This is a genomic window from Micromonospora sp. NPDC005291 (assembly GCF_040607415.1).
In the GTDB taxonomy this organism is placed as follows: domain Bacteria; phylum Actinomycetota; class Actinomycetes; order Mycobacteriales; family Micromonosporaceae; genus Micromonospora.
Window position 1 is genome coordinate 85,946 of record NZ_JBEXGR010000008.1, and the last position, 23,102, is coordinate 109,047.

21 protein-coding genes and 1 pseudogene are annotated in these 23,102 nt (G+C 68.6%); 12 read left to right on the forward strand and 10 right to left on the reverse strand.

Translation table 11 applies throughout. From position 1 onward, the window contains the following. Window positions 1-53: 53 nt before the first annotated feature. Entirely contained in the window at window positions 54-2,537 is a 2,484-nt protein-coding gene (locus tag ABZT18_RS13945; RefSeq protein WP_354992601.1) for a helicase-associated domain-containing protein, read from the forward strand. Window positions 2,538-2,562: 25 nt separating this feature from the next. Here the strand turns inward: ABZT18_RS13945 and ABZT18_RS13950 are convergent, their stop codons facing one another. Beyond that, on the reverse strand, window positions 2,563-2,799 hold the full coding sequence (locus ABZT18_RS13950; RefSeq protein WP_354992602.1) for a hypothetical protein: 237 nt from the start codon (window positions 2,797-2,799) through the stop codon (window positions 2,563-2,565). 98 nt (window positions 2,800-2,897) lie between these two features. Beyond that, entirely contained in the window at window positions 2,898-3,785 is an 888-nt protein-coding gene (locus ABZT18_RS13955; RefSeq protein ID WP_354992603.1) for a L,D-transpeptidase family protein, read from the reverse strand. A gap of 171 nt (window positions 3,786-3,956) precedes the next feature. Here ABZT18_RS13955 and ABZT18_RS13960 point away from each other — a divergent pair, with 171 nt between their 5' ends. Continuing rightward, entirely contained in the window at window positions 3,957-5,636 is a 1,680-nt protein-coding gene (locus ABZT18_RS13960; RefSeq protein ID WP_354992604.1) for a DNA repair helicase XPB, read from the forward strand. 856 nt (window positions 5,637-6,492) lie between these two features. Further along, window positions 6,493-7,693: pseudogene (locus tag ABZT18_RS13965) on the forward strand (IS110 family transposase). Here ABZT18_RS13965 and ABZT18_RS13970 read toward each other — a convergent pair. Beyond that, window positions 7,686-8,174 carry a hypothetical protein gene (locus ABZT18_RS13970; RefSeq protein WP_354992605.1) on the reverse strand — a complete coding sequence of 163 codons (489 nt, stop codon included), beginning with the start codon at window positions 8,172-8,174 and terminating at the stop codon, window positions 7,686-7,688. The pseudogene ABZT18_RS13965 and the gene ABZT18_RS13970 overlap by 8 nt on opposite strands. Window positions 8,175-8,360: 186 nt before the next feature. Further along, a complete protein-coding gene (locus ABZT18_RS13975) occupies window positions 8,361-11,183 on the reverse strand; it encodes an NACHT domain-containing protein (RefSeq protein ID WP_354992606.1) in 2,823 nt (940 codons plus the stop codon). Between the two features lie 1,405 nt (window positions 11,184-12,588). Between ABZT18_RS13975 and ABZT18_RS13980 the strand changes: the two genes are divergently transcribed. The 4 genes from ABZT18_RS13980 to ABZT18_RS13995 all read left to right on the forward strand — a co-directional run bounded on the left by ABZT18_RS13980 (window position 12,589) and on the right by ABZT18_RS13995 (window position 14,168). Continuing rightward, entirely contained in the window at window positions 12,589-12,747 is a 159-nt protein-coding gene (locus ABZT18_RS13980) for a hypothetical protein (protein WP_354992607.1), read from the forward strand. Between the two features lie 25 nt (window positions 12,748-12,772). Then, complete coding sequence (locus ABZT18_RS13985) at window positions 12,773-13,297, forward strand: DDE-type integrase/transposase/recombinase (RefSeq protein ID WP_354992608.1); 525 nt, start codon at window positions 12,773-12,775, stop codon at window positions 13,295-13,297. A 123-nt stretch (window positions 13,298-13,420) separates the two neighbouring features. Then, window positions 13,421-13,801: a hypothetical protein gene (locus ABZT18_RS13990; protein ID WP_354992609.1), complete on the forward strand. Its 381-nt coding sequence runs from the start codon at window positions 13,421-13,423 to the stop codon at window positions 13,799-13,801. Window positions 13,802-13,814: 13 nt separating this feature from the next. Beyond that, window positions 13,815-14,168, forward strand: a complete 354-nt coding sequence (locus ABZT18_RS13995; RefSeq protein ID WP_354992610.1) for a hypothetical protein — start codon at window positions 13,815-13,817, stop codon at window positions 14,166-14,168. Window positions 14,169-14,236: 68 nt separating this feature from the next. On the opposite strand, the gene ABZT18_RS14000 is transcribed toward ABZT18_RS13995, so the two are convergent. Then, on the reverse strand, window positions 14,237-14,464 hold the full coding sequence (locus ABZT18_RS14000; protein ID WP_354992611.1) for a winged helix-turn-helix domain-containing protein: 228 nt from the start codon (window positions 14,462-14,464) through the stop codon (window positions 14,237-14,239). A 379-nt stretch (window positions 14,465-14,843) separates the two neighbouring features. Between ABZT18_RS14000 and ABZT18_RS14005 the strand changes: the two genes are divergently transcribed. Then, window positions 14,844-15,113 (forward strand): DivIVA domain-containing protein, encoded by a 270-nt coding sequence (locus tag ABZT18_RS14005; protein ID WP_354993099.1) that lies wholly within the window; start codon window positions 14,844-14,846, stop codon window positions 15,111-15,113. After that, window positions 15,110-15,379 (forward strand): hypothetical protein, encoded by a 270-nt coding sequence (locus ABZT18_RS14010; RefSeq protein ID WP_354992612.1) that lies wholly within the window; start codon window positions 15,110-15,112, stop codon window positions 15,377-15,379. The genes ABZT18_RS14005 and ABZT18_RS14010 overlap by 4 nt, the downstream gene beginning before the upstream one ends. A 98-nt stretch (window positions 15,380-15,477) precedes the next feature. Here the strand turns inward: ABZT18_RS14010 and ABZT18_RS14015 are convergent, their stop codons facing one another. Continuing rightward, window positions 15,478-16,395, reverse strand: coding sequence for an RNA polymerase sigma-70 factor (locus ABZT18_RS14015; RefSeq protein WP_354992613.1), 918 nt, complete (start codon window positions 16,393-16,395; stop codon window positions 15,478-15,480). Between the two features lie 174 nt (window positions 16,396-16,569). On the opposite strand from ABZT18_RS14015, the gene ABZT18_RS14020 reads away from it, so the two are divergent. Next, window positions 16,570-17,055 carry a carboxymuconolactone decarboxylase family protein gene (locus ABZT18_RS14020; RefSeq protein WP_355251434.1) on the forward strand — a complete coding sequence of 162 codons (486 nt, stop codon included), beginning with the start codon at window positions 16,570-16,572 and terminating at the stop codon, window positions 17,053-17,055. Between the two features lie 181 nt (window positions 17,056-17,236). Here the strand turns inward: ABZT18_RS14020 and ABZT18_RS14025 are convergent, their stop codons facing one another. Together ABZT18_RS14025 and ABZT18_RS14030 are read right to left on the reverse strand one after the other, a co-directional pair. Continuing rightward, window positions 17,237-17,932 (reverse strand): hypothetical protein, encoded by a 696-nt coding sequence (locus ABZT18_RS14025; protein ID WP_355251437.1) that lies wholly within the window; start codon window positions 17,930-17,932, stop codon window positions 17,237-17,239. Window positions 17,933-18,093: 161 nt separating this feature from the next. Further along, window positions 18,094-18,846: a TIGR03089 family protein gene (locus tag ABZT18_RS14030; protein ID WP_355251440.1), complete on the reverse strand. Its 753-nt coding sequence runs from the start codon at window positions 18,844-18,846 to the stop codon at window positions 18,094-18,096. Between the two features lie 142 nt (window positions 18,847-18,988). Between ABZT18_RS14030 and ABZT18_RS14035 the strand changes: the two genes are divergently transcribed. Then, window positions 18,989-20,086, forward strand: a complete 1,098-nt coding sequence (locus ABZT18_RS14035) for a hypothetical protein (protein ID WP_355251443.1) — start codon at window positions 18,989-18,991, stop codon at window positions 20,084-20,086. 65 nt (window positions 20,087-20,151) lie between these two features. Here the strand turns inward: ABZT18_RS14035 and ligD (ABZT18_RS14040) are convergent, their stop codons facing one another. After that, window positions 20,152-21,066, reverse strand: a complete 915-nt coding sequence (gene ligD, locus ABZT18_RS14040) for a non-homologous end-joining DNA ligase (protein ID WP_354992618.1) — start codon at window positions 21,064-21,066, stop codon at window positions 20,152-20,154. Then, window positions 21,056-21,997 (reverse strand): non-homologous end-joining DNA ligase, encoded by a 942-nt coding sequence (gene ligD / locus ABZT18_RS14045; protein ID WP_355251446.1) that lies wholly within the window; start codon window positions 21,995-21,997, stop codon window positions 21,056-21,058. The genes ligD (ABZT18_RS14040) and ligD (ABZT18_RS14045) overlap by 11 nt, the downstream gene beginning before the upstream one ends. A gap of 85 nt (window positions 21,998-22,082) precedes the next feature. Here ligD (ABZT18_RS14045) and ABZT18_RS14050 point away from each other — a divergent pair, with 85 nt between their 5' ends. Beyond that, a complete protein-coding gene (locus ABZT18_RS14050) occupies window positions 22,083-23,096 on the forward strand; it encodes a Ku protein (RefSeq protein WP_355251449.1) in 1,014 nt (337 codons plus the stop codon). Window positions 23,097-23,102 lie beyond the last annotated feature (6 nt).

The window sequence follows — 23,102 nt, forward strand, 5'->3', positions numbered from 1 at the left end:
GCCGGACGTCCGAGGGGCGCGATAGCCCGGTGCCGGGCTAGCGTGGAAAGACGATGACCACCTCACTCGCCGACCACCTGCGGTCGCTGCCCGACGAGTCCCTGGCCGCGCTCCTCCAGCTGCGGCCCGACCTCGTCGTGCCCGTGCCGGCCGACGTCTCCGCCCTGGCCATCCGGGCCCAGTCCCGGGTCTCGGTGGCCCGCGCGCTGGACGGGCTGGACCAGTTCACCCTCCAGATCCTCGACGCCGCCCGCCTCACCCGGAACCCGGACGACGGCACCACGACCACCGACGCCGTGCTCGCCATGGCGACGGCCGGGCCGCAGCCGCCGGCTCCGACTGCCATCCGAGCCGCCGTGGGCCGCCTGCGCGCGCTCTTTCTGCTGTACGGCCCGGAGCACGCACTGCAGGTGGTGCCCGCCGTCGACGAAGTCTCCCCGTACCCCGCTGGGCTCGGCCGGCCAGCCGCGGAGCTGGACCCGCGAACGGACGCGCTCTGCGCGGACCCGGCGAAGCTACGACGGACGCTGCTCGCCGCCCCACCCTCGGCGCGGGCGATCCTGGATCGCCTGGCCGCCGGCCCGCCGGTGGGCAGCGTGCCCCCGGGGGCGTTGCAGGCGCCGCCGCTCGGTGCGGAGGACCCGGTGCTCTCGGACCCGACCAACGGTGGTGCCCCGGCCGGCTCCCCGGTGCGTTGGCTCGTCGACAACCGGCTGCTGGTCCCCGTGACGACCGGCTCGTCGACGGCCAGCGGCACGGTGGAACTGCCCCGCGAGGTCGGCCTGCTGCTGCGCCGCGACAGTGGCCCGCTCGGGCCGCTGCGCACCAGCCCACCACCGGTGGCCGCCGCGCCGCGCGAGCCGAAGGCGGTCGACTCGGCCGGCGCCGGGCAGACCATGGAGGTGGTCCGGCACACCGAAGGGCTGCTGGAGCAACTCGCCGAGGAGCCCGCGCCAGTCCTGCGCTCGGGCGGCATCGGCGTGCGGGACCTGCGCCGGCTGGCGCGCACCGCCGGGCTGGACGAACCGACCACCGCGCTGCTGCTGGAGGTGGCGTACGCGGCGGGGCTCGCCGGCGAGCTGGAGATGCCCGGCGCGACCACCAGTCGGTACGGGGCGGATCAGCAGGTGCTGCCGACCGGCGGGTACGAGGTGTGGCGGGCGGCCTCGCTGGCCCAGCGTTGGGAGCAGTTGGCCCGAGCCTGGCTGACCATGACCCGCCAGGTCGGGCTGGTCGGCCGCCGTGACGACCGGGACCGGCCGATCACCGCGCTCTCCGCCGAGGCCGAGCGGGCCAGCGTGCCGGCCACCCGCCGGGCGGTGCTCGGCGTGCTCGCCGACCTGGAGCCGGCGACCGCGCCCACCCCCGAGGAAGTGCAGGACCTGCTGGACTGGCGGGCGCCGCGACGCAGCCGGGGCCGGGACGCAGCCCACCGGGAGGTGCTGGCCGAGGCGGCGCAGCTCGGCGTCACCGGCCTGGGGGCGCTCACCTCGTACGGGCGGCTGCTCCTGGGTGACCTGACGTCGAACGATGAGCGGGGCGGCGACGACCCGCTGGGCGTGCACGCGGACGTCGAGAGCGGCGACCCGTCCAGCGCGGCCCGAGCACTGGACGCGCTGCTGCCCGCCCCGGTCGACCACTTCCTGGTGCAGGCCGACCTGACCGTGGTGGTGCCCGGCCCGCCCGAGCCGGCGCTCGCCGCCGAGTTGGAGGCGATGACCGAACTCGAGTCGGCCGGCGGGGCCAGCGTGCACCGGGTCACCACGGCGAGCGTCCGGCGAGCCCTGGATTCCGGCTACTCGGCCGGCGACCTGCACGACGTGTTCCGGCGACGGTCGCGTACCCCCGTGCCGCAGGGGCTCACCTACCTGGTGGACGACGTGGCCCGTAAGCACGGCGGGCTGCGGGTCGGCCTGGCCGGGGCGTACCTGCGCAGCGACGACGAGACGCTGATCAGCGAGGTGCTGGTCGACCGGCGGCTGGAGTCGTTGTCGCTGCGCCGGCTCGCGCCGACGGTGCTCTGCACGCAGTACCAGGTCGGTCGGTTGCTGGGCGCGCTGCGCGACGCCGGGTACGCCCCGGTGCAGGAGGACGGCACCGGCAGCACCGTGCTGGCCCGACCACGGATCCGGCGAGCCCCGGCCCGGGTCTCGGTGACCACCCGGACACTCGATCCGGCCGCCCCGAAGCTGCCCATGCCCCGGCTGCTCGGGGTGGTGGAGCACATCCGGCGGGGTGACGCGGCGGCGCGGGCGGCCCGACGGGCACCGGCGGTGGTGCGCGGCGGTGCGGCGGGGCTGGGCGGGGGCCCGGTGCCAGCGCACACCCACAGCGAGGCCCTCGCCGTGCTCCAGCAGGCTGTCCGGGACAAGGCGCTGGTCTGGGTCGGATACGTCGACGCGCACGGGGCGACCGCGTCCCGACTGGTCAAGCCGGTCTCGATCGGCGCCGGCTATCTGCGCGCCGAGGACGAACGGACCGAGATGCTGCACACGTTCGCGCTGCACCGGATCACCGCGGCGGTGGTGGCGGACTGACCCCAGCACCGCCGCGCGCAGTCGGTCAGCGGCGGCTCCGGCGTACGGTGCCGACCACCGAGATGATCAACAGCAGTGCGAAGCCGGTGCCGGCGGACTCCCCGACCGAGTCGATGAAGCCCTGCTGCAGCACCAGCCAGCCGAAGAGGAACCACCCGACGAGGAGCACCGCCGCGACGGCGTACGCGATCACGGTCGCGCGGGACACCTCGTCGGGTGGTGCTTGCTCATACTCTGCGATCACGTCACGGTCGACCGTCATACCCAGCCTCCCCGCCCGGTCCGGCCCTGGACTCCCAAGGGTGACACTCGAAGGGCCGGTCGGACAGGGGGTTATACCCGCGATTCGCCCCGTGCGGGTCAGGTGCCGGGACGGCGGCCGATCAGCACTACCCGGGTGCCGACCTTCCCCAGCTCCCACATCCGGACCGCGTCGGCGTGCAGCAGGTTGACGCAGCCGTGCGAGCCGATCGACTTCTCGTGCAGGTAGGTGGTGGTCTCGTGGAAGCCCATCCCCTGGGTGAAGTGCTGCCAGTACGGCAACCACACCTCGTACGGGTCGGACCACTCCTTCGGGTTGCGGAAGTTGACGGTGAAGGTGCCGGCCGGGGTGCGGTAGCCGGACATTCCGGTGCGGGTCACCGTCGGCTCCATGATCACCTTGCCGCCCCGGACCGCCCAGACGGTCTGCCGGGTCAGGTCCACGCAGAACGTGGTGCCCGTGCCGGCCTTGCAGCGGGCCGGGTCGGTGGTGGCGAGGCGCTGGGCCACGTCGAATGTGGTGGGTCCGGCGCGACCCTCGACGGGGCGAATGCCGTACCTCTTTTGGAACTTCTTGATCGCGGCACAGTCGGCGGCGGACTGCTGGCCGTCCACGGTCACCGTCCCGAACCCGCCCAGCCGGGCCAGGTAGGTCTCCACCTCACGCTGGTGCTGGCCCTGCGGGCAGCCGGCGACGGTCGGCGTACCGGTGCTGGGGGTCGGCTTCGGCGGTGCGCTGCGGGTGGGCTTCGGCGTCGGTGGCCGGGTCGCCTTCGGCGTCGGGGTGGGCGCGGCCGGCGTGGGCCGGCCGCGCTGGTCCGGGCCGGGCGTGTCGCTCGCCCCCGTTGCCTGTTCCGCCGCACCGGCTGGGGCGGCTCCCCCGCCACCACTCCCACCGGACTGCGGATCGAACGCGCACGCACCGGCGCCGACCAGCACAACCACCACCAGGGCGACCAGCCGGGAAGTGATCCGAACACGCTTCATGGAGCCTCCCTGACAGTCGTCCCTTTACTAGACGTTCGTGAGTGCCATCACGGTTGCGGCCGGTGAGCATCTTTCTTCCAACATCCCGCATCGTGCAACACTGGATGGTCGGCCGACGGCGGGTATGCGACCCGTTCCGGCCGGACGGCCAACCGAGGAGAGGACGCTGGCGTGAGCGGTGGACCACTGATCGTGCAGTCGGACAAGACCCTGCTGCTGGAGATCGACCACCCCGACGCGCAGGCCTGCCGGATGGCGATCGCGCCGTTCGCCGAGCTGGAGCGCTCACCGGAGCACGTGCACACCTACCGACTGACCCCGCTGGGCCTGTGGAACGCCCGGGCGGCGGGGCACGACGCCGAGGGTGTGGTCGACTCGCTGATCAAGTACTCCCGCTACCCCGTGCCGCACGCGCTGCTGGTGGACGTCGCCGACACGATGGACCGGTACGGCCGGCTCCAGCTCGCCAACGACCCGGCTGAAGGCCTGGTGCTGCGCGCGCTGGACCGGCTGGTGCTGATCGAGGTGGCCAAGAGCAAGAAGCTCGCCGGCATGCTCGGCGACAAGATCGACGACGACACGATCCGGGTGCACCCGTCCGAGCGTGGCCGGCTCAAGCAGGCGCTGCTCAAGCTGGGCTGGCCGGCGGAGGACCTGGCCGGCTACGTCGACGGTGAGGCGCACCCGATCGAGCTGGCTGAGGCGGGTAAGGACGGGCGCAAGCCGTGGACGCTGCGGTCGTACCAGCGGGAAGCTGTCGAGGCGTTCTGGGCCGGCGGGTCGGGTGTGGTGGTGCTGCCCTGCGGCGCGGGCAAGACCCTGGTCGGCGCGGCGGCGATGGCCGAGGCGAAGGCGACCACCCTGATCCTCGTCACCAACACGGTCGCCGGCCGGCAGTGGAAGCGGGAACTGATTGCCCGCACCTCGCTGACCGAGGAGGAGATCGGCGAGTACTCCGGGGAGCGCAAGGAGATCCGCCCGGTCACCATCGCCACCTACCAGGTGCTCACCGCGCGGCGCGGCGGCGCGTTCACTCACCTCGACCTGTTCGGGGCCCGCGACTGGGGCCTGGTCGTCTACGACGAGGTGCACCTGCTGCCCGCGCCGATCTTCCGGTTCACCGCGGACCTCCAGGCCCGCCGCCGGCTGGGCCTCACTGCGACTCTGGTACGCGAGGACGGCCGCGAGGGTGACGTGTTCAGCCTGATCGGCCCCAAGCGGTACGACGCACCGTGGAAGGACATCGAGTCGCAGGGCTGGATCGCCCCGGCCGAGTGCACCGAGGTCAGGGTGACCCTGACCGATGCGGAGCGGATGTCGTACGCGACGGCGGAGGCCGAGGAGCGCTACCGGATGGCGGCGACCGCCCGTACCAAGCTGCCGGTGGTCAAAGCGCTGGTCGACCGGCACCCGAACGACCAGGTGCTGGTGATCGGCGCGTACATCGACCAGCTGCACCAGCTCGGCGAATACCTCGAAGCACCGATCATCCAGGGCTCGACCACCAACAAGGAACGCGAGCGGCTGTTCGACGCGTTCCGCACCGGGGAGATCCGCACGCTGGTCATCTCCAAGGTCGGCAACTTCTCCATCGACCTGCCCGAGGCGGCGGTGGCGATCCAGGTGTCGGGGACGTTCGGGTCACGCCAGGAGGAGGCGCAGCGGTTGGGACGGGTGCTCCGACCGAAGGCCGACGGCCGACAGGCGCACTTCTACACGGTCGTCTCCCGCGACACGATCGACACGGAGTACGCGGCGCACCGGCAGCGCTTCCTGGCCGAGCAGGGTTACGCGTACACGATCGTCGACGCCGACGACGTCCTCGGCCCGTCCCTGCCGTCCTTCGACTGACGCTTCGCCGCCTTGATCCACTCCAGGTCCCCGATGTGGCGGTGTCCGGGTTGCTCGGACACCGCCACATCGCCAATACGGAGTCGATCAGCGCGAGTTTCGCGCCGACCGGGCCGGGGGCAACTGCCCTCGTGCTCGCTTTGGACCTGATGTCGTCAACGACTCAGCCGTCGGCGCTTCCTCGACTCCGCAGCGAACGGCTGCGACACCTACGCCTGTTTCACCATATCCGCGGTGACCGCGTGTCATCCGGTTCAGCGCCGTTCAAGCGGTGCGCGACCAAGTTTAGGAATCTCTACTTATTCGATCTAATAACCTAGACTGAGCGCGTGAAGCGAGTTGACCTGGTTAACAGGATCAGCAAGGCGGCGGCCGACGCGGGCGTGAGCTTCGAGAAGGTCCGCTTTACAAGCTCTGTGCGTCGCATCCGCACGCGTCCGCACGCGTCCGCACGCGTCCGCCCACGGCCGCACGCCCAGAGCTTCGTCCGTGCCAGCGCTCGTCAGCGTGCCGCCGTCCGGCGGCGTTGCTGTCAGCGTTGCTGTCGACAGCCAATCCGCTGGCCACCGCACGCCGATATCACCAGCGCTGATCTCCTGCCCGCCCTTGCGGCGACAACACCCCATTACCTTCTTGCTGGCCCCGCAACGGGGCGCCCGGCCTCCGGGTCCGGCATGACTGCTTCCCCCTGTTGAACGCATGGCCTGGGAGGTGGTGTCACCGGCCCGGAGGCATCGACAGACCGCTGATTAGGGGCATGACCACCGGCTTGTCCGCAGGCCGGGAGGCTCTTCGTAATGTGGATGTGGCGGTCGGTGCCGTGGGAGGGCCGGGCGGGAACGACCGAAGGACGCACGTGATCGACGTTAGCGACATCAAAGTCTTCCTCGGCCTGGACGTCGGCAAGGGCGAGCACCACGCTACGGCCGTCACCCCGGCAGGGAAGAAAGCCTTCGACAAGCGGCTGCCCAACAGCGAACCGAAACTCCGCGAGCTCTTCGGCAAGTTGCAGGCCAAGCACGGCACCGTGCTCGTCGTGGTCGACCAGCCGGCCTCCATCGGCGCCCTGCCGCTTGCGGTCGCCCGCGACATGGGCTGCCCGGTTGCCTACCTGCCCGGACTAACGATGCGACGCATCGCCGACCTCTACCCAGGCGAGGCGAAGACCGACGCCCGCGACGCCTTCGTGATCGCGGATGCCGCCCGCGTCATGCCGCACACGCTCCGCTTGATCGACCTCGACGACGAGACCATCGCCGAACTGAAGATGCTCGTCGGCTTCGACGACGACATGGCCGGCGAGGCCACCCGCGTCAGCAACCGGCTCCGGGGACTGCTCACCCAGATCCACCCGCACCTGGAACGTGTCCTAAGCCCGCGCCTCCAACATCCCGCCGTCCTCGCGCTGTTGGAGCGTTTCGGCTCCCCAGCCCAGATCCGCAAGGCAGGACGTCGACGCCTAGTCAGTCTGCTGCGGCCGAAGGCCCCGCGGATGGCCGAGCGCCTGGTCGAGGACATCTTCACTGCTCTAGACGAGCAGACGGTGGTCGTCCCCGGCACGGATACGGCTGCGCTCATCGTCCCGAGCCTGGCCGGCTCGCTGGCTACCGTCCTGGGCCAGCGCAACGTGCTGGCCGTCCGGATCGAGGAACTGCTGGACAGCCACCCTCTTTCGAAGGTCCTGACGTCGATGCCGGGGATCGGCGTCAGGACCGGAGCCAGGATCCTCATCGACGTCGGCGACGGCAGCAGCTTCCCCACCGCCGCCCACCTCGCCGCCTACGCCGGCCTCGCCCCGGCCACCCGCTCCTCCGGCTCCTCTATCCGCGGCGAGCAACCCTCCCGCAGAGGAAACAAGCAGCTCAAACGAGCCTTCTTCCTCTCCGCGTTCGCTGCCCTGGCCGACCCGGTCTCGCGGGCCTATTACGACAAGAAGATCGCCCAGGGCAAGCACCACACAGGCCCTGCTCTGCCTCGCCCGCCGCCGGGCCGGCGTCCTGTTCGCCATGCTCCGCGACGGAACCTTCTACGAACCGCGAACAGCGATGGTCACCTGACCGGCGGCTCCGCCCTCACAACGACGCGGTCCGCCTCAACGTCGAAGCCGAGCACCGGATGGCTCCCGTCGCCGCCCTCGGAATCCATCAGCACGGCTTTGCCCAGGCACCTTCCGATCGCCGTCAGGAAACCGCAGAACGCATCGAGCCGCTCCTGCCCCTGGAGCTCCCGCAGATCGACATCGAAATCGATCTCATTCGCCGCATAGAACCGGAAGATCGCCAGGACATCCGGCGACGGCCAGACCCGCAGTTCCGGGCACTCGGCGCCAGCCGGGCTGGACAACACGGCCGCCGCTGCGGGCAGCGGCAGCACCGCCGCGCCTTCGGAGTACTGGAACGTCCAACCCTGAGCGACGACGAGATCGAGGACCGACTGCCAGTCCTCGAGCGAGGCGCCAGGCACGCAGACGTCCGGCAACGACCCCATCAACCCGGGATCGAAGAACCACCTGACGTTATCCCACAGCAGATCAGGCACCACGCCATCCTGCCCTCCCCACAGCCCCGACGCCGACCCGATCCCTTGACGAAACCCATAGGGGCACCCCCCAGCCCCTAGCTGCCCATCCGGCCGTGAACTAGATGGGACCTGAGACCGGAGCCTGGGCCTCGGCAACACTGAGGACCAACGATGGGCTCAAGGGCATTAAGGTCCCCCGAACTGTCACCTATACACGGCGACAGCGCTTTCTGCCCTCTCGACCCAGGAGTGCACAAGTTCGTCCGCCTCTGGCGGTAGCCACCAACCCGACACGACCGAGTGCGCGTGTCTGCGGTCCAGCGGCTGGTAACGGGCGGATACAACGGATTCGAAGATTCCAGATACCGATACACCTGCCACCCTCTGCCACATGGGCAGCATAAGAAGCACGGCCGAACCACGTGCCGTTCTTGATAACGAACCGACAAGCATCCTCATCTCGACCCGGTCCCGCAGCCCGTCCCATGTGTTGCTCGGGACCCATTCCCCATCCGCTCTCTCCGATCGCCTCAACCATGGCCAGGGAACAGTGATTAGGCCCTCGTAAATCTCTTCTAACTGCTGAATCGCCGCTTGCCGTCGGGACTTGTGCGAGGATGGATCCAAGGCGGCTTGAAGGAGGTAGAAGACATACGGCCGTAACTGTGACCCCAATATCTCGGTTGCCCGGTAGAGGACTGACGGCCCGTATGCAGCAATACTGTCGCTGCCCGGAGAAAGCATGGACGGACTACTGCCGAAAAACGCAGTCCGCGCCTTTCCTTCCGTCTCAATAGGCGCAAACGGAAGCTCAGGAATCCTGATACTCTCATCGCCGTACGGATAGGTAAGCGCTTCGTAGAGAAGTTGCACCTCCGCTAGGACAGCGTCAGGAAAGGCGTTCAAACGCTCATGAACAGCATCTCTCACTCTACGGCGATTTTCTGGGAGGACCGATCGTAGGATCGAAACCAGCAGCTCGTCATACTCCTGCGCCGCTTCATGCGCCTTATCTAGTAGCTGGTAAGACCACCGAAGGCGCTTCGTCTTCTTCACGCCGCGCACACAATGGTCGAAACATATGTTCGTGAGGCCGACAACAGTGGAGGTAGTAGGTATGACTGCCGAGAGAGCGTCGACAGCAAAAGCAAGCGAAGATCGCCGTTCGCTGTCCATACCCTTGTATTCAGCAAGGATGAACGACAAGACACGGTCAGCGCCATCTTCATTCTGCTTATCGACAATCTGAAGAGCTAGCTGTGCAATCACATTCCACGACGCATCGAGGGGTCGCTTTCGAAGCTCGGCCCAGACCGCTTCTGGGGTAGGGTTGCGCCTTACAAGCTGAACTGCAGCAAAGTATTCGAGAAACGTCCTATGCGTGAAGCCATACCAAGGCTCAAATGATTTGCTACCGACCCTGGTCAAAACCCACGCGCGTCCAGCACAAAAGTCGAGCAACCCGTCTGCCGCCTCGATTGCTTCATCCTCATCGGAAAAGCGCCGATCGAGGAGATACGAAGCCAGGAACGCCCGCGCCTCTGACCGAGGGAGCTCTTGGCGCCCCTTGGCATCGCTCAATATATACCAGGCGAGATTTGCAACAGCCGGTCGGAGATGAGACGAATATGCCATAGGTACGGTGATACCCCTATGCTTGTCCCACTCCTCAAACAGCAGCTCCGCGCACCTCTCGTAAACGCCGGCGCGGTGCCTGGGAATCGCATGCTCGGCGGAGTAGAGAGAACAGAGCAACGAGAGCATTAGAGGATTGGCGCGCAAGTCTTCTACCGAGTTGCTCTCGATCATAAACGCGTGAATTATCTTGTGCTGCGCCCCGGCTGACAGGTTCTCGTCAAGACCGAACCAGCCTTCAGCATATTCCTTGACTTGGAACGGCTTGAACGGCCTGACATAAACTTGAGGAAACAGGTCGGAGTCCAAGGCGGCATCGCCGTAACCGACAGCCCGGGAGGTTACGATGATTCTAGCGTGAGGGTAAAGGTGAGCAAACCCCTCGACGGACTCTGTGAATCTACGTCGCTGCTGCGGCTCCGAGATCTCGTCTATCCCGTCGACAATTACTGTGACACCGCCGGAAAGGAGCAGGTACTCAAGGCAATCTTCGGTGACATTGATGTTGTACGGTTGGCGCATAGCATCCAGCAGCAAGTGCACAAAGAGCAGGTGTCCGTCAACGATCTTTTCAACATGATCCCTCGTGACGAAGAGGACCGGAACCTGGCCGCTTAGGAACGAATATGAATCGTCCGCAAGGTCCCGCGCTAACTTGGTTGAGAAGGTTGATTTACCTGCGCCCGGGTCGCCGAGTATCACGCACCGCCGCAGAGTCGCAAGGATCTCTTCAAGCGAGTGAAGCGTTCTATTGCTATCTGAAAGCTCCGGCGTTACATACAGTCGATCGAATGGTACTCGTATGCGGCTTCCGATGTGGGTCAGACTTAACCCGCCCTTCAACGCGACGACTTGGTGGCGAAAGGCGGTGCCAATACTCTCAAACTCTGTCGTTTCCTCCACCCGGTGCAAGAGCTCACTTCTCCGGACGTTCGCAGCGGCGACGTCCGTTGCCACGGATAATGCAAAACCTTCCCTCAGGAAGTTGGCGCCCAATAGATTGCGAGCCAAGCCGATCTCACGCTTCATGAGGTCGAGGACAACGTCTGTTGCAAGCAAGGCATCGTCGGATGAAAACCCTCGCCGCTTTAGTCCTGCCTGGATGACCGCTCGCGTCTCAGCTAGCTCTGCTTCCTTGGTGCCAGTCACGCTCCAGAGCATAAGCCGAAGCATGATGTCCTCAAGTTGTGTGGAATTAACGAAATCGGCGAGTCCTTCCTGTAAGCGAGGCGACAAATCGCGAATGAAGGCATCGACGGTGTCTGCGCTTACAAGTGCACGCAGTTCTCCCGCCAGCTTCTGCTCGTGGTGCTTTGCGAGGCTGCGGCGGCCTAAATAGCCCAAGACTCTGGTGGCGGCCCGAAGAAGCCCGGGCTCAATTGGCAACGGCACACAAGTCTCCCTCGCCCTTAGTGGCGACGATCAGCGCCACCAACTTTCGATCAGTAGTAGAGTTCCTTTACAGACATCGATGACGGTCTGCGTGATCGCAGCCTATACCCCCACATTACCTGGCTCCGATGTGGCCGGACAGCTATGATTCGCCGCCTAATCGTCGTCCGGATCGCCCCATCCGAGGAGTAGCACAGGAAGGGGTGGGGCCGTACTCAGGCCCACTGCTGCTGGCCAAGCAGGATGCCCGGCGGCCACCCACCGCATGAGGAGCTACAGCCGGGCCATGACTATCCACATAGTCACCGGCCGCAGATCTGCTCCGTCGCCGCCGCTTCCGCCGGCGACTGGAACGCCAACCCTGACGTGCCTTGGCGCGTGCACCTCCACCCCCGGCGCAAGGCCCTGTTAGACGAGGCCCCGGGTCCGCTTCAGCCTGGTGCCCCGCCCATCTCATCTCCGCCGCGATGGCGGCTTTGCGCTCCTTGGAGCGAAACCCACCGCTGAGAAACCATCCCGTCTGCCATCGACCCACCCTGTTTGCAAGGCGGGCCGCCGCCCGGCCCGGCACGTCAAGCGAACCTTGACGGCTCGCGGACGCTGGCGGGTTGGGCGGTGGTCTGCTCGGCTTGCCCGGGTCGATGGCATACGGGATGGTCTACCGCAACCACCCACGGACTGCGACCCGCCGACGGTGCCGTGCCATCCTGGAGCCCGAGCGCCCGCCGGAGGCGCGGTAACCGCAACCCCGCGACCGCCGCCAGCTTGCCGACGCTGCCGGTATGCGCTCCCCTACACCGCGCGGGCTCATGGCCGCGCGGTCCGGCCGGCTGCCGGCCCCCACACCACCGGTCAACGATCTGTCGTTCTGCGGCGGCCCAATGGGCTCCCCGCTCTCGGCGCTAGCCACCGGGCATCAGGCGTGACGGCCGCAGAGCGGCAGCGGCCAGCGCGCGCCCAGGCGGCGGCGCGTGCGGCCCGCTCAGGGCCGCCTTGAAGATGTTCAGGAATTCTGAACCACTCCGCCAGCAACCTGTTTGTCCTCCGTCGGCTGATGTGCGACACACGTCCGCCAGGTGGTCTGCGACGGTGGTCGGTTTCGGCACTCTGGGCCCGACGTCTCCGCAGGGCGTCGAGACTCCGGCGAGGCCGGGATTTGCGCTGGTTGTCTTGTCGGTTGTTGAGCAACGGTTGGACGCGGTCCGTGCGGTGTTGCGCGGGGTCGGATGTGGCAGAGGTGGCGGCCAACTGTGGGGTGCATCGGTCGACGGTGCACGGTGGGTGGGTATCTGACTGAGCAGTTGGCCGGGTTGACTGACCGGTCGCATCGGCTGCACTCGTGTCCGGGGCAGGTGGCGGAGGCGGTTGAGGTCGCGGTGGCGGAGATGCGGCGGGAGCATCCTCGGTGGGGATCGCGGCGGATCTGTTGGAGATGCTGCGCAGGCCCGGTCCGTGGGCGGTCGAGGAGTTGGTGGTGCCGTCGGAACGGACGATCGACCGGATTCTGCAGCGACAGGGTCTGCTGCGGGTCCGGGCCCCGGAAACGACCGAAGAACTCGTATAAGCGCCGGTGGGAACGGCCCGCCCCGATGCAGCTTTGGCAGATGGACATCGTCGGTGGGGTGCAGTTGGTCAACCCGGCCACGGGTGTGCTGCGGGAGGCGAAGCTAGTCACGGCGGTTGACGACCACTCCCGGTGCTGCATGATCGCGAAGGTGGTGGAGCGGGCCACCGGCCGGGCGGTGTGTCTGGCCCCCACGGAGGCCCTGGCCCGGTTCGGGGTGCCCGAGGAGATCATCACCGACAACGGCAAGCAGTTCACCTTCCGGTTCGGCAAGTACCGGCCCCGCACCGGTGAGGTGCTGTTCGACAAGATCTGCCGCCACAACCTCATCACGCACCGGCTGACGGCGCCCGCGTCACCGAACCAGAACGGCAAGGCCGAACGGTTCCACGGCACCGTCCGGCCCGACTTCCTCGACACCGCCGACGCGTTCACCAGCATCTCCGAAGCCCAAGCCGCAGTGGACGCTACCTCCTGCACTACAACGCCGACCGACCCCACCAGGCCCTCGCCCCGAAAACGCCGGTCACCCCATGCCGACCGGCTTTAGCCGGTCGGGGCGCAGCAGCGGGCACTGGTCGAGCTGTGGCTCCCACCCACCCTGGACCTTGCCCCCGCCCCGCTTCAGCAGTCTTTGACCGACGCTGAGCCAGTCCAGGTCCAGCCGCCAGCGGTGAAGTCGGACGGGCCGGTGGAGTTCGACCGGGTAGTGCCACCGTCGGGCAACCTGATGGTGTGCCAACGTCAGTTCTGGATGGGCACTCACCGGGCCGCGATGGTGGCCCGGATCTGGGCCGACTGCGACCTGATCCACGTCCTCATCGCCGGCATCCGGATCAAGACCGTCCGCTCCCACCTGAGCGTCAACGACCTGGCCACCCTCACCCGCCAAGGCGCCACCCCGGCAGGCCCACCACCTCTGCCGTCGATCGAGGACGGCGACGCCATCGAGGTCGAACGCTGCGTCAACCGAGGCGGCGGAGTCTCGCTGGGCCACCACATCGTCCTGGCCGCCGAGACCCTCGCCGGCCGACGCGTTGGCATCCGCATTTGAACCGGCCACCCTCATGTTCTACGACCTGGACACCCGCGAACTCGTGCGCACCCGCAAGACCCCGCTACGCCCGGAACAAATGAAACGCCTCCGCGGCACCCGGCCAGCCGGGCCACCACCACGACCCTCGGTCGAACCCGTCCGAATGCAACGACGAGCCTCCAACAGCGGCATCATCACGGTCGCCGGCCAGAAGGTCGCCCTCGGTCGGCTCCACCGGCACCAGACAGTCACCGTGACCGTCTCCGAAACAACCCTCGCCATCGAACTCACCGACGGCGACCCCAAAGTCGTCCGACGCACCACCACCCAGCCAGTCCGTAGCATCAAAGGCCAGCGACCGCAGATCGCTACCTTAGTTTCCTAGACCACCCGTCACACATCAGCTGACGGATCACACGCCGGCGACCTGTTCGGCAACGCGTCGCAGTAAGGTCAGCGCCTCTTCGACTCAGCGACGAAGACGCCGCGACCCGGGCGGCCGACGAGCACACCCTGCTGCCGCAACGTCGCCACCGCCCGATGGATCGTCGAGACCGACACGTCGTAGTGGTCAGACAGCTGCTGGGTGGAGGGGATCTTTGATCCGGGCTGGAACTCGCCCACCTCAATCCGCCTCAGCAGATCCTTGATCAACTCATCCATCGTCGGCGGAATTGGCACGTGGAGGCCCCTTGCAGTCGGTTGGCACTCCCAGTATCGAGCAACAGGTGAAACAGCGGCAATAGCTGACGTAGGAGCAGCAGGCGGAAGCGCCAGCTAGATCCGACAGATAAGAGAGCGTTGACAGAGGTGAGAGGTATCGGTAGCGTCGCTGTCGGTGATGCGGTGCTGCTGCGGTCGGTTGGCGCCTCTCGTACTGGTCTCGCATCGCCGCCGAGACCCAACCCTCCGCGCTCCCCCGGCGCGGCCCTGTTGCCGTACCGCCGATCCAAGGCTGCGGCGGCAGGGCGGGGCGGTCTCCGCCGCCCGCAACCGGCGGAGGCCGCCCCTTCCACCTTGACGCGACCCGACGAAGGGCGGTCACCGCGTGCGCAACTTGATCCGCCGGCTGGTGAGCCGGCACGAGGAACCACCCCCACCGCGAGAGGCACCCCGGAGCCTGCGCCCGTGGCAGATCCGGGAGCGGTGCTTCAACGTCCGACGGCGCGGCGTCGACCCGGTCGAGATCCGCGCTTTCCTGCACCGGGTGGCCGACGAGCTCACCGTCGCGCAGACCGCCCTGGTCGCGGTGCAGGAGGAGAACGTACGGATCAAGAACGCTCTGCGCGCCTGGCAGAGCGCCCAGTCGTCGAACCACCGCTACCGATGACCGAGCGCTGGGTGATCCACCTGCCGGTCACCGCACCCGACCTGCTCCGGGCTCGGATCTTCGCCCGGGCCGCCGCCCGGGTGCTGGCCCGGCTCAGCGCACGCGTCGAGCCGGGCGGGGTGACCGTCTCGGCCGAGGACCAGCAAGGCGTACGACATTGGGTTTTCTGCGACCGGCCTCTGGCCCACGGGCGCAGGCGGTGTGCGCTGTCGGTGGATCACACCTCACCGTGCGAGCCGCGCCCGCCGTGGCCCCGGCGGCGCTGAATCGTTTACGTCATCAGGTCCATAGTCGCTCACATGGAGACAGCCACGCGGACGCGCACGCGCCCGGCAAGGCGGGGCGGGGCGGGGCGGGGCGGGGTTCAGCGGCTCAGGACGGTCTCCCGCTCCATGTGTGACAGCTTCGCGGGATTGCGCACGGCGTAGATCCCGGTGACGAGGCCGTCGTCGATGCGGAGGGCCACGACGGTGTCCAGCTCGCCGTCGAGGTGCACGATGAGCGCCGGGTAGCCGTTGACCTGCGCCGGCCGCAGCGAGGTGACGCCCGGGACCTTGTCCCACCCGCCGGCCAGCAGGCGGGCCACCTTGTCGGCGCCGAGGATGGGCCGCGGGACGGCCTGCTTGACGCCGCCGCCGTCGCCGAGGAGGACGACGTCCGGCGCGAGGATGTCGAGCAGACTCTGGAGGTCACCGGTCTCGACGGCCCGCTGGAACGCGTCGAGCGCGCTCCGGGTCTCGGCCACGGACACGACCTGGCGGGGCCGGCGCGCGGCGACATGTGCGCGGGCGCGGTGGGTGATCTGGCGGACGGCGGCGGGGCTCTTGTCGACGGCTTCGGCGATCTCGTCGTACCCCAGGTCGAACACCTCGCGCAGCACGAACACCGCGCGTTCGGTCGGCGCGAGGGTTTCCAACACCAGCAGCATGGCCATCGAGACGCTGTCGGCCAGCGCGATGTCCTCGGCCACGTCGGGGGCGGTGAGCAGCGGCTCGGGCAGCCAGGAGCCGACGTAGGACTCCTTGCGGCGACCGAGGGTCCGCAGCCGCACGAGTGACTGCCGGGTGGTGATGCGGACCAGGTAGGCGCGCTGGTCGTGAACCGCGCCCAGGTCGACGCCCGCCCACCGCAGCCAGGTCTCCTGGAGTACGTCCTCCGCGTCGGCGGCCGAGCCGAGCATTTCGTACGCGACGGTGAAGAGCAGGTTGCGGTGGGCGAGGAACACCTCGGTGGCCCGGTCCGGGCGGCCATCGTCGGCGGCGGTCTGCGGCGTGCCCACCATGGGTGACTCCTGTTCGCTCTCGACTGCGTCGCCCATCAGATGCCGGACCCGGCGGTTCTGTGACACCTGCGGCCTGTGGCGGTCGTCACCCCGGCCGCGCCGTCACAGAACGGGGAGGGCCGGCATCTCATGGTCGTCCGATCCGATCGAACAACGCGAGTGGAGGACGGAACCATGGACGCCCGATTCAACATGTTCGACAACGAGACCGCCATGAAATTCTTCAAGCGGTTCGCCAACGCCGGCCAGGTGATCCAGCGGTCGTCGCTGCCGCAACCCACGCAGGAGCTGGTGTCGCTGCGGGCCAGCCAGATCAACGGCTGCGGTTGGTGCATCGACATGCACACCAAGGAGGCCGTGGCGGCCGGTGAGAGCGCTGTCCGGCTCAACCTGGTGGCCGCCTGGCGCGAGTCGACCGTCTTCACCGAGGCAGAGCAGGCCGCGCTGGCGCTCGCCGAGGAGGGCACCCGGCTCGCCGACGCCCACCAGGGCGTGTCCGACGAGACCTGGGCTCAGGTGCGCAAGCATTACGACGACGACCAGATCGCTGCGCTGGTCGCCCTGGTCGCCCTGATCAACGCGGCCAACCGGCTCGCCGTGATCGTGCACCAGCGGGGCGGTTCGTACCAGCCGGGCATGTTCGCCGCCGCGTTCGACTGAACGGGAGGCGTGCCCGGTCCGGGATCACCCGACCCTGGACCGGGCACGCCGACCATCAGCGGAGGCGATCCGGGGGCCGCGATCCATGATGTAGTGGCATCCTCAGGCTCTGATGCCACTCTTTCCAGGATCGAGCACGATCACTCGCGTCCAGCCCCGACCCGGTCCAAGGCGCGCGACGTCACGACGTGGGGGGTGGGCACCGGTCGGGGAGCGTGACCACGCCGGGCCGGGCGTCGAACGTGGTCATCGTGAACCACTCGTCCAGCTCCGGGTCGAAGAGGTTCTGTAGGCCGAACTGCAACACCTGCCACCACCGGCTCGGGTCCCGCTGGTCGACGTAGATGTCACCGAGCGCGAGCGGGAACCGGAAGAACTCTCCCGGCACGGTGGAACCCCCGACGACCCCGACCCGCCAGTGGTCGACGTGCCGGTCCTTCTCGCCCTGCAGGATCTCCGGCCCCACGAAGCGAGACGTCTTCAGCTTGTCGTTGAAGATCTGTCGGTTGAAGAACCCCGGGACCTTGCTGCACGCGCGCGGCGGGAACAGCGGAATGTTCGGCCACTTGTAGGTGAGCGTGTAGAGCGTGTTCTCGTAGATCAGGTTCGTGAACCAGATCGGATACTCCGCGCCCCCGGCGATCATCTGGCTGTTGCCATCTCTGCCCTGCCAGGTGAACGGCACGTCGATGCCGAGGTCACGGACGATGTACCGGCCGGTGCCCTGGAAGTCGGCGGGGAGCAGCGGGGAACGGGGTTCCCTCGGAACGGGGACCGAAGCGCCATCGGCCTGGGCCGCGCGGGGCAGCGGCGCGGCGGCCGGGCCGGGCGCGACCACACCGAGGGCGAACAGGCCGCCGGCCACCGCCGAAACCACAGTCCGACGTGTACGCCTCGACGCCATTTTCCCTCCGCGAACGTGCACAGTGGCTGGCGCTCCGACAGCGCACGTGCCTTCGGCGAAGCGTATGAGCAGGCGAATGCCGCGGATGTCCGAATGCGTCGACTCCACCGGAAGGGTGAAGCAGACGAGGCCGCCTACAGAACCCGAGTGACCTGCTCGGCGGCGACCACCGCGTCCCGCTGCGCCGGGTCGAGGTTGGCGCTGATCACCACGGACGCACCAGCGGAGAGCGGCGCGAGCAGCCACTTCAGCGGCTGCTCGTGCTCGGCGGCGTCGACCAGCAGCCGGTCACCGGCGCGGAGGTCCAGCATCTCGGCAATGCCCTGGGCGAGCGCACCCCACTGCCCGTAGGTGGTGCCGTCCGCGCTGGCCGGGTCCGACGGGTGGATGGCGGTGTGGTCGGGCGTGACGTCCGGAAAGCGGAGCACCTCCGCCGACCAGTCCAACCAGCCCAACGGCACGTCGGCCAGCCGCCCCGGCCCGGTGCCGACGAGGTAGCGGTGCGGGGCGTCCGGCACGTCCTCCAGCCAGTCGTCCTGCCGCTCCGGGGTCACGAAGACCGCGTCGAACGGCCGGTCGCCGTCCGGCTCCAGCACCGGCAGGCCCGCGGTGGCGCGAGGCCGGAACGACACCGCCAGGCCGGAGGCCCAGGCCCCCAACAACACCGCGGCGGTACGCCAGTGCGGCGGCAACAGCACCGCTACGCGGCTGCCCGGGCCGAGCCCGCAGCCGTCCCGCAGCAGACTCGCGCTGCGCGCCGCCCAGGAACCGACCTGGTACGCCGTCAGGTCGACGCGCTCGCCGGTCGCCTCGTCGCGGTAGCTGAGCAGGGGACGCTCGACGTCGGCGGGTCGGGCCGCCAGGTCGGCCGTGACGGTTGGCTGCATCTCCACGCTCCCCGAGTGCGACGTCGGCCCCACCCTACTCACCGACTTTGGTCGCACCCGTCCTCTGCTGATGGCCGTAGCGGCTGCCCGGGTGGCCCACGCACGGTAACGAGTGACCCCGACGCGCCGCCGAGGAGCGCCCATGCCGGCCGAGCCCCACCCCGCCACCGCCCAACCTGCCACCGCCGACCGTCTTCCGCTGCGCCGCCGGCTCCTGCCGGTGATCGCGTTACTGCTGCTCGCGCCCTGGGCGGCCGAGTGCTCGTGGGGTGGCTTCGCCATCGACGACTTCCTCCCGGTGCTGATCTTCCTCGGCCCGATGTACGGCGGCGCGGCGATCCTGATCCGGGAGACCGCCCGGCACCTCGGCGCGGGATGGCCGACGATCGTGCTGCTCGCCGCCGCGTTCGGCGTACTCCAGGCCGGTCTGGTCGACCAGTCACTGTTCAACCCCGACTACCTGGACGACACGCAGTACACCGACACCCGTGCCGCCGCCGAGGCGACGCTGGTGCCAGGGCTCGAGTTCAGCCTCCGACAGGCCTTCGACTACGTGGGCAACCACATCGTGCTGACCATCTGCGCGCCGATCGTGCTCATCGAGTCGTTCCTCGGGGCGGACCGGCGGCTCCGGCCGTGGCTGGGCCGACCCGGGCTCGTCGTGGTCGGCGTGCTCTACCTGCTCGGCAGCCTGCTGATCTTCTCCGACAGCAGCGGCCGGAAGGGCTTCCTGGCCAGCCCGCTCCAGCTGGCCTTCGCCGCAGTCGTGGTCCTCGCCCTCATCGCGACGGCCCTGCTGCCCCGCTGGCGCCACCCTCGCCCGCGACGCGCCCCCTCAGCGGCTCCCGACTCAACGGCTTCCGGACAAAAGGGCCCGGCACGCCGGGCACCGCACCCGCTCTGGGTGGGTCTGCTGGTCGTCCTCGTTCGTTTCAGCACCGATCTGACACCCGGCTGGGCGGGGGTGGGCATCGCACTGGCGCTCGCGGCCACCGTTGGAGGGCTGATCGCCTACTGGTCGTCGCGCGCCGCCTGGGGGCAACGGCAGGTGCTCGCCGCCGGCTCGGCGAGCCTGCTCATCGCCGCCGCGTTCGCATACCTGGTGCCGCCGTACTCCCCGGCCTCGCCGGAGGCGGCCCTGGCCGGCGACGTCGCGGTCACCGTGATCACCGTGGCCCTGGTCGGCGGTGCCTGGTGGCGGCTGCGCCGCGCTTCGCCCGCTCCGATACCGGCCGGATGAGCCGCCTCAGCCCGGCGTCCACTCATGTGGCGACGTCACAGAAGGTCGTCGAAGCCTTCTCCCCGTCAACGCGCCGGGAGTTCCGGGCCACCATCGAGCAGTGGGGCGAGCAGGTCGCCGTACTCCTCCACCCGGTCCAGGACCTCGGCGGCGGTGAACTGGCGGACGGCCGGCTTCCGGCCACGGGCGCCGGCCTCCACCTCGTCCCAGGTCAACGGGGTCGACACCGACGGCACCGACTGGGCCCGCAGGGAGTACGGCGCCACGGTGGTCTTCGCCGCGTTGTTCTGACTCCAGTCGATGAAGACCTTGCCGGGGCGCAGGTTCTTCGCCATCTTCGACACGATCAGCTTGGGATGCGCCTTCTCCAGCTCCTGAGCGATCCCCCTGGCGTAGTCGGAGACAAGATCGGAGGACTGGGTGCCGGCGATCGGGCAGCAGAGCTGCATGCCCTTCTTGCCCGAGGTCTTCGGGTACGAGTCGATCCCGTCGGCAGCGAGGCGGTCGCGCATCAGCACCGCCACCGGGCAGCACTCGGCGAGCCCGGCCGGCGGCCCCGGGTCCAGGTCGACCACCATCATGTCCGGGTGCTCGCCGACCTTCCACTGCGGCGTGTGCAGCTCCAGGGCGGCCAGGTTGGCCAACCAGACCAGGGTGGGCAGGTCGTCGGCGACCACATAGTCGATCGTCTCGCGGCCCTTGGTCGACCCGGGCGCGGGCAGATTTTCCACGCGCACCCACTCCGGCGTCGCGGCCGGCGTGTTCTTCTCGAAGAACGACTTGTCGTCCACCCCGTTGGGGAACCGGATCCGGGTCACCGGCCGGTCCCGCAGGTGCGGCAGCAGCACCGGGGAGATCCGGGTGTAGTAGTCGATCACCTCACCCTTGGTGAAGCCAGCCGCCGGATAGAGGACCTTGTCCAGGTTGGACAGCTCCAGTGGACGGCCCTCGACGTCCACCCGCAACCGCTCAGCTGGCATCGTCGACCTCCTCCGGCGGCTTGTCCGGGCGCAACCGCAGCACCCGGGGGAAGCGCAGCCGGCCGTCGGGGGTGCGCTGGCCGTACTTCACCTCCACCACCACCCGGGGTGTTACCCAGATGGCACCTCGGGCATCCTCGCGCGGCACGCCCGGCGCGAACGGTGACACGCCGGAGCGCAGCGGCTCCAGCTCGGCGAGGAGCTGCCGTTCGATAGCGGCGCCGATCCCGCCGCCGACCCGGCCCCGATAGATCAGTCGGCCGTCCGGGCCGGGCACCCCGACCAGCAGCCCGCCAATCCGACGTGCGCCCGGTCGCCAGCCGCCGATGACGAAGTCGCCGGTCACCTCCAGCTTGACCTTCACCCAGTCCGGCGAGCGCACCCCCGGGCGGTAGACGGCACCGACCCGCTTGGCCATCACGCCCTCCAGGCCGTGCTCGCCGGCCGCCTCGTAGGTGGCCGGCCCGTCGACGAACATCGGAGGCACCGCCCACCGGGCACCGCCGAGCGTGAGCGCCTCCAGGGCCTCGCGGCGGCGCTCGTACGGCCAGCCGGTCAGGTCGTCGCCGTTCAACCGGAGCAGGTCGAAGATCATGTACGTCACCGGCATGACCGCTGCCAACCGGGCCGCCTTGTTCCGGTCCCGCACGTGCATCCGCTCGGCCAGCGCCGTGAACGACGGCTGCCCGCCCTCGCCGAGCAGCACCACCTCACCGTCGAGCAGCGCGTCGTCGACCTGCTCGGGCAGGGTGGCCAACTCCGGGTACGCGGCGGTGATCTCCACGCCGGAACGGGCGTACAGGTGCTGACCACCGCCGGAGATGTCGGCGAGCGCGCGGACCCCGTCCCACTTGAACTCGTACGCCCAGCCGTCACCCGCCGGGAGCGGCCCGGTCATCGCGAGCATCGGCTTGAGCGGCGCGCCAGGCACGACTCGACTGTAGTAGCAGGCCGAACACCTCGCGTCAGGTTCTTTCGGATGCGAGCATGGTCGATACCGGGGAAGGGAGCGCAGGATGCGTGCCATCTGGAAGGGAGCCGTGTCGTTCGGGCTCGTCTCGATCGGGGTGAAGCTCTACTCCGCGACCGAGGAGAAGGACATTCGGTTCCACCAGGTGCACCGCGAGGACGGCGGTCGGATCCGCTACAAGCGCACCTGCTCGGTCTGCGGCGAGGAGGTCACCTACGACGACATCGCCAAGGGCTACGACATCGGCGGCGGCGAGATGGTGATCCTCACCGACGAGGATTTCGCCGACCTGCCGCTGACCAGCTCGCGTGCGATCGACGTGCTGGAGTTCGTTCCGGCCGAGCAGGTCGACCCGATCCTCTACAACAAGGCGTATTTTCTTGAGCCGGACGGCGCGGCGACCAAGCCGTACGTGCTGCTGCGCGACGCGCTGATCGACTCGGAGCGGGTGGCCATCGTCAAGGTGGCGCTGCGCCAGCGGGAGCAGCTCGCCACGCTACGCGTCCGCGAGGGTGTGCTGCTGCTCAACACCATGCTCTGGCCGGACGAGATCCGTACCCCGGATTTTGGTTTCCTCGACGAGGACCTCAAGGTGCGCCCGCCGGAGCTGGCGATGGCCAGCTCCCTGATCGACTCGATGACCGGTGAGTTCGAGCCGGACGTCTTCACCGACGACTACCGGGCGGCGTTGCAGGAGGTCATCGACGCCAAGGTGGAGGGTCGGGAGGTCGTCCAGCCGGAGGAGGTCGAGGAGGCGCCGGCCGCCGCGGTGGACCTGATGGCCGCGTTGAAGGCGTCGGTGGAGCGCGCCAAGGCGGCCCGCGGCGAGCAACCCGCCCGTGGTGGTGGCGGTGGCGGTGAGCCGACACCCATCTCGTCGGCCCGCTCGGCGCAGAAGGCGGCCGAGAAGAAAACGGCCAAGGCACCGGCGAAGAAGACCGCGGCGAAGAAGACGGCCGAGCCGGCGAAGAAGACCGCCGCCAAGAAGACCCCCGCGAAGAAGGCGGAGCCGGCGAAGAAGACGGCCGCGCGCAAGACCGCACCCCGCAAGAGCGCCTGACCGTAC

What these genes read in the sequence shown, in the direction of transcription:
- ABZT18_RS13945 (WP_354992601.1), top strand. Translation starts at nt 54, where the DNA reads ATGACCACCTCACTCGCCGACCACCTGCGGTCGCTGCCCGACGAGTCC.
- ABZT18_RS13950 (WP_354992602.1), bottom strand. Translation starts at nt 2,799, where the DNA reads ATGACGGTCGACCGTGACGTGATCGCAGAGTATGAGCAAGCACCACCC.
- ABZT18_RS13955 (WP_354992603.1), bottom strand. Translation starts at nt 3,785, where the DNA reads ATGAAGCGTGTTCGGATCACTTCCCGGCTGGTCGCCCTGGTGGTGGTT.
- ABZT18_RS13985 (WP_354992608.1), top strand. Translation starts at nt 12,773, where the DNA reads ATGCAGCTTTGGCAGATGGACATCGTCGGTGGGGTGCAGTTGGTCAAC.
- ABZT18_RS13995 (WP_354992610.1), top strand. Translation starts at nt 13,815, where the DNA reads ATGTTCTACGACCTGGACACCCGCGAACTCGTGCGCACCCGCAAGACC.
- ABZT18_RS14010 (WP_354992612.1), top strand. Translation starts at nt 15,110, where the DNA reads ATGACCGAGCGCTGGGTGATCCACCTGCCGGTCACCGCACCCGACCTG.
- ABZT18_RS14015 (WP_354992613.1), bottom strand. Translation starts at nt 16,395, where the DNA reads ATGGTGGGCACGCCGCAGACCGCCGCCGACGATGGCCGCCCGGACCGG.
- ABZT18_RS14020 (WP_355251434.1), top strand. Translation starts at nt 16,570, where the DNA reads ATGGACGCCCGATTCAACATGTTCGACAACGAGACCGCCATGAAATTC.
- ABZT18_RS14030 (WP_355251440.1), bottom strand. Translation starts at nt 18,846, where the DNA reads ATGCAGCCAACCGTCACGGCCGACCTGGCGGCCCGACCCGCCGACGTC.
- ABZT18_RS14035 (WP_355251443.1), top strand. Translation starts at nt 18,989, where the DNA reads ATGCCGGCCGAGCCCCACCCCGCCACCGCCCAACCTGCCACCGCCGAC.
- ligD (WP_354992618.1), bottom strand. Translation starts at nt 21,066, where the DNA reads ATGCCAGCTGAGCGGTTGCGGGTGGACGTCGAGGGCCGTCCACTGGAG.
- ABZT18_RS14050 (WP_355251449.1), top strand. Translation starts at nt 22,083, where the DNA reads ATGCGTGCCATCTGGAAGGGAGCCGTGTCGTTCGGGCTCGTCTCGATC.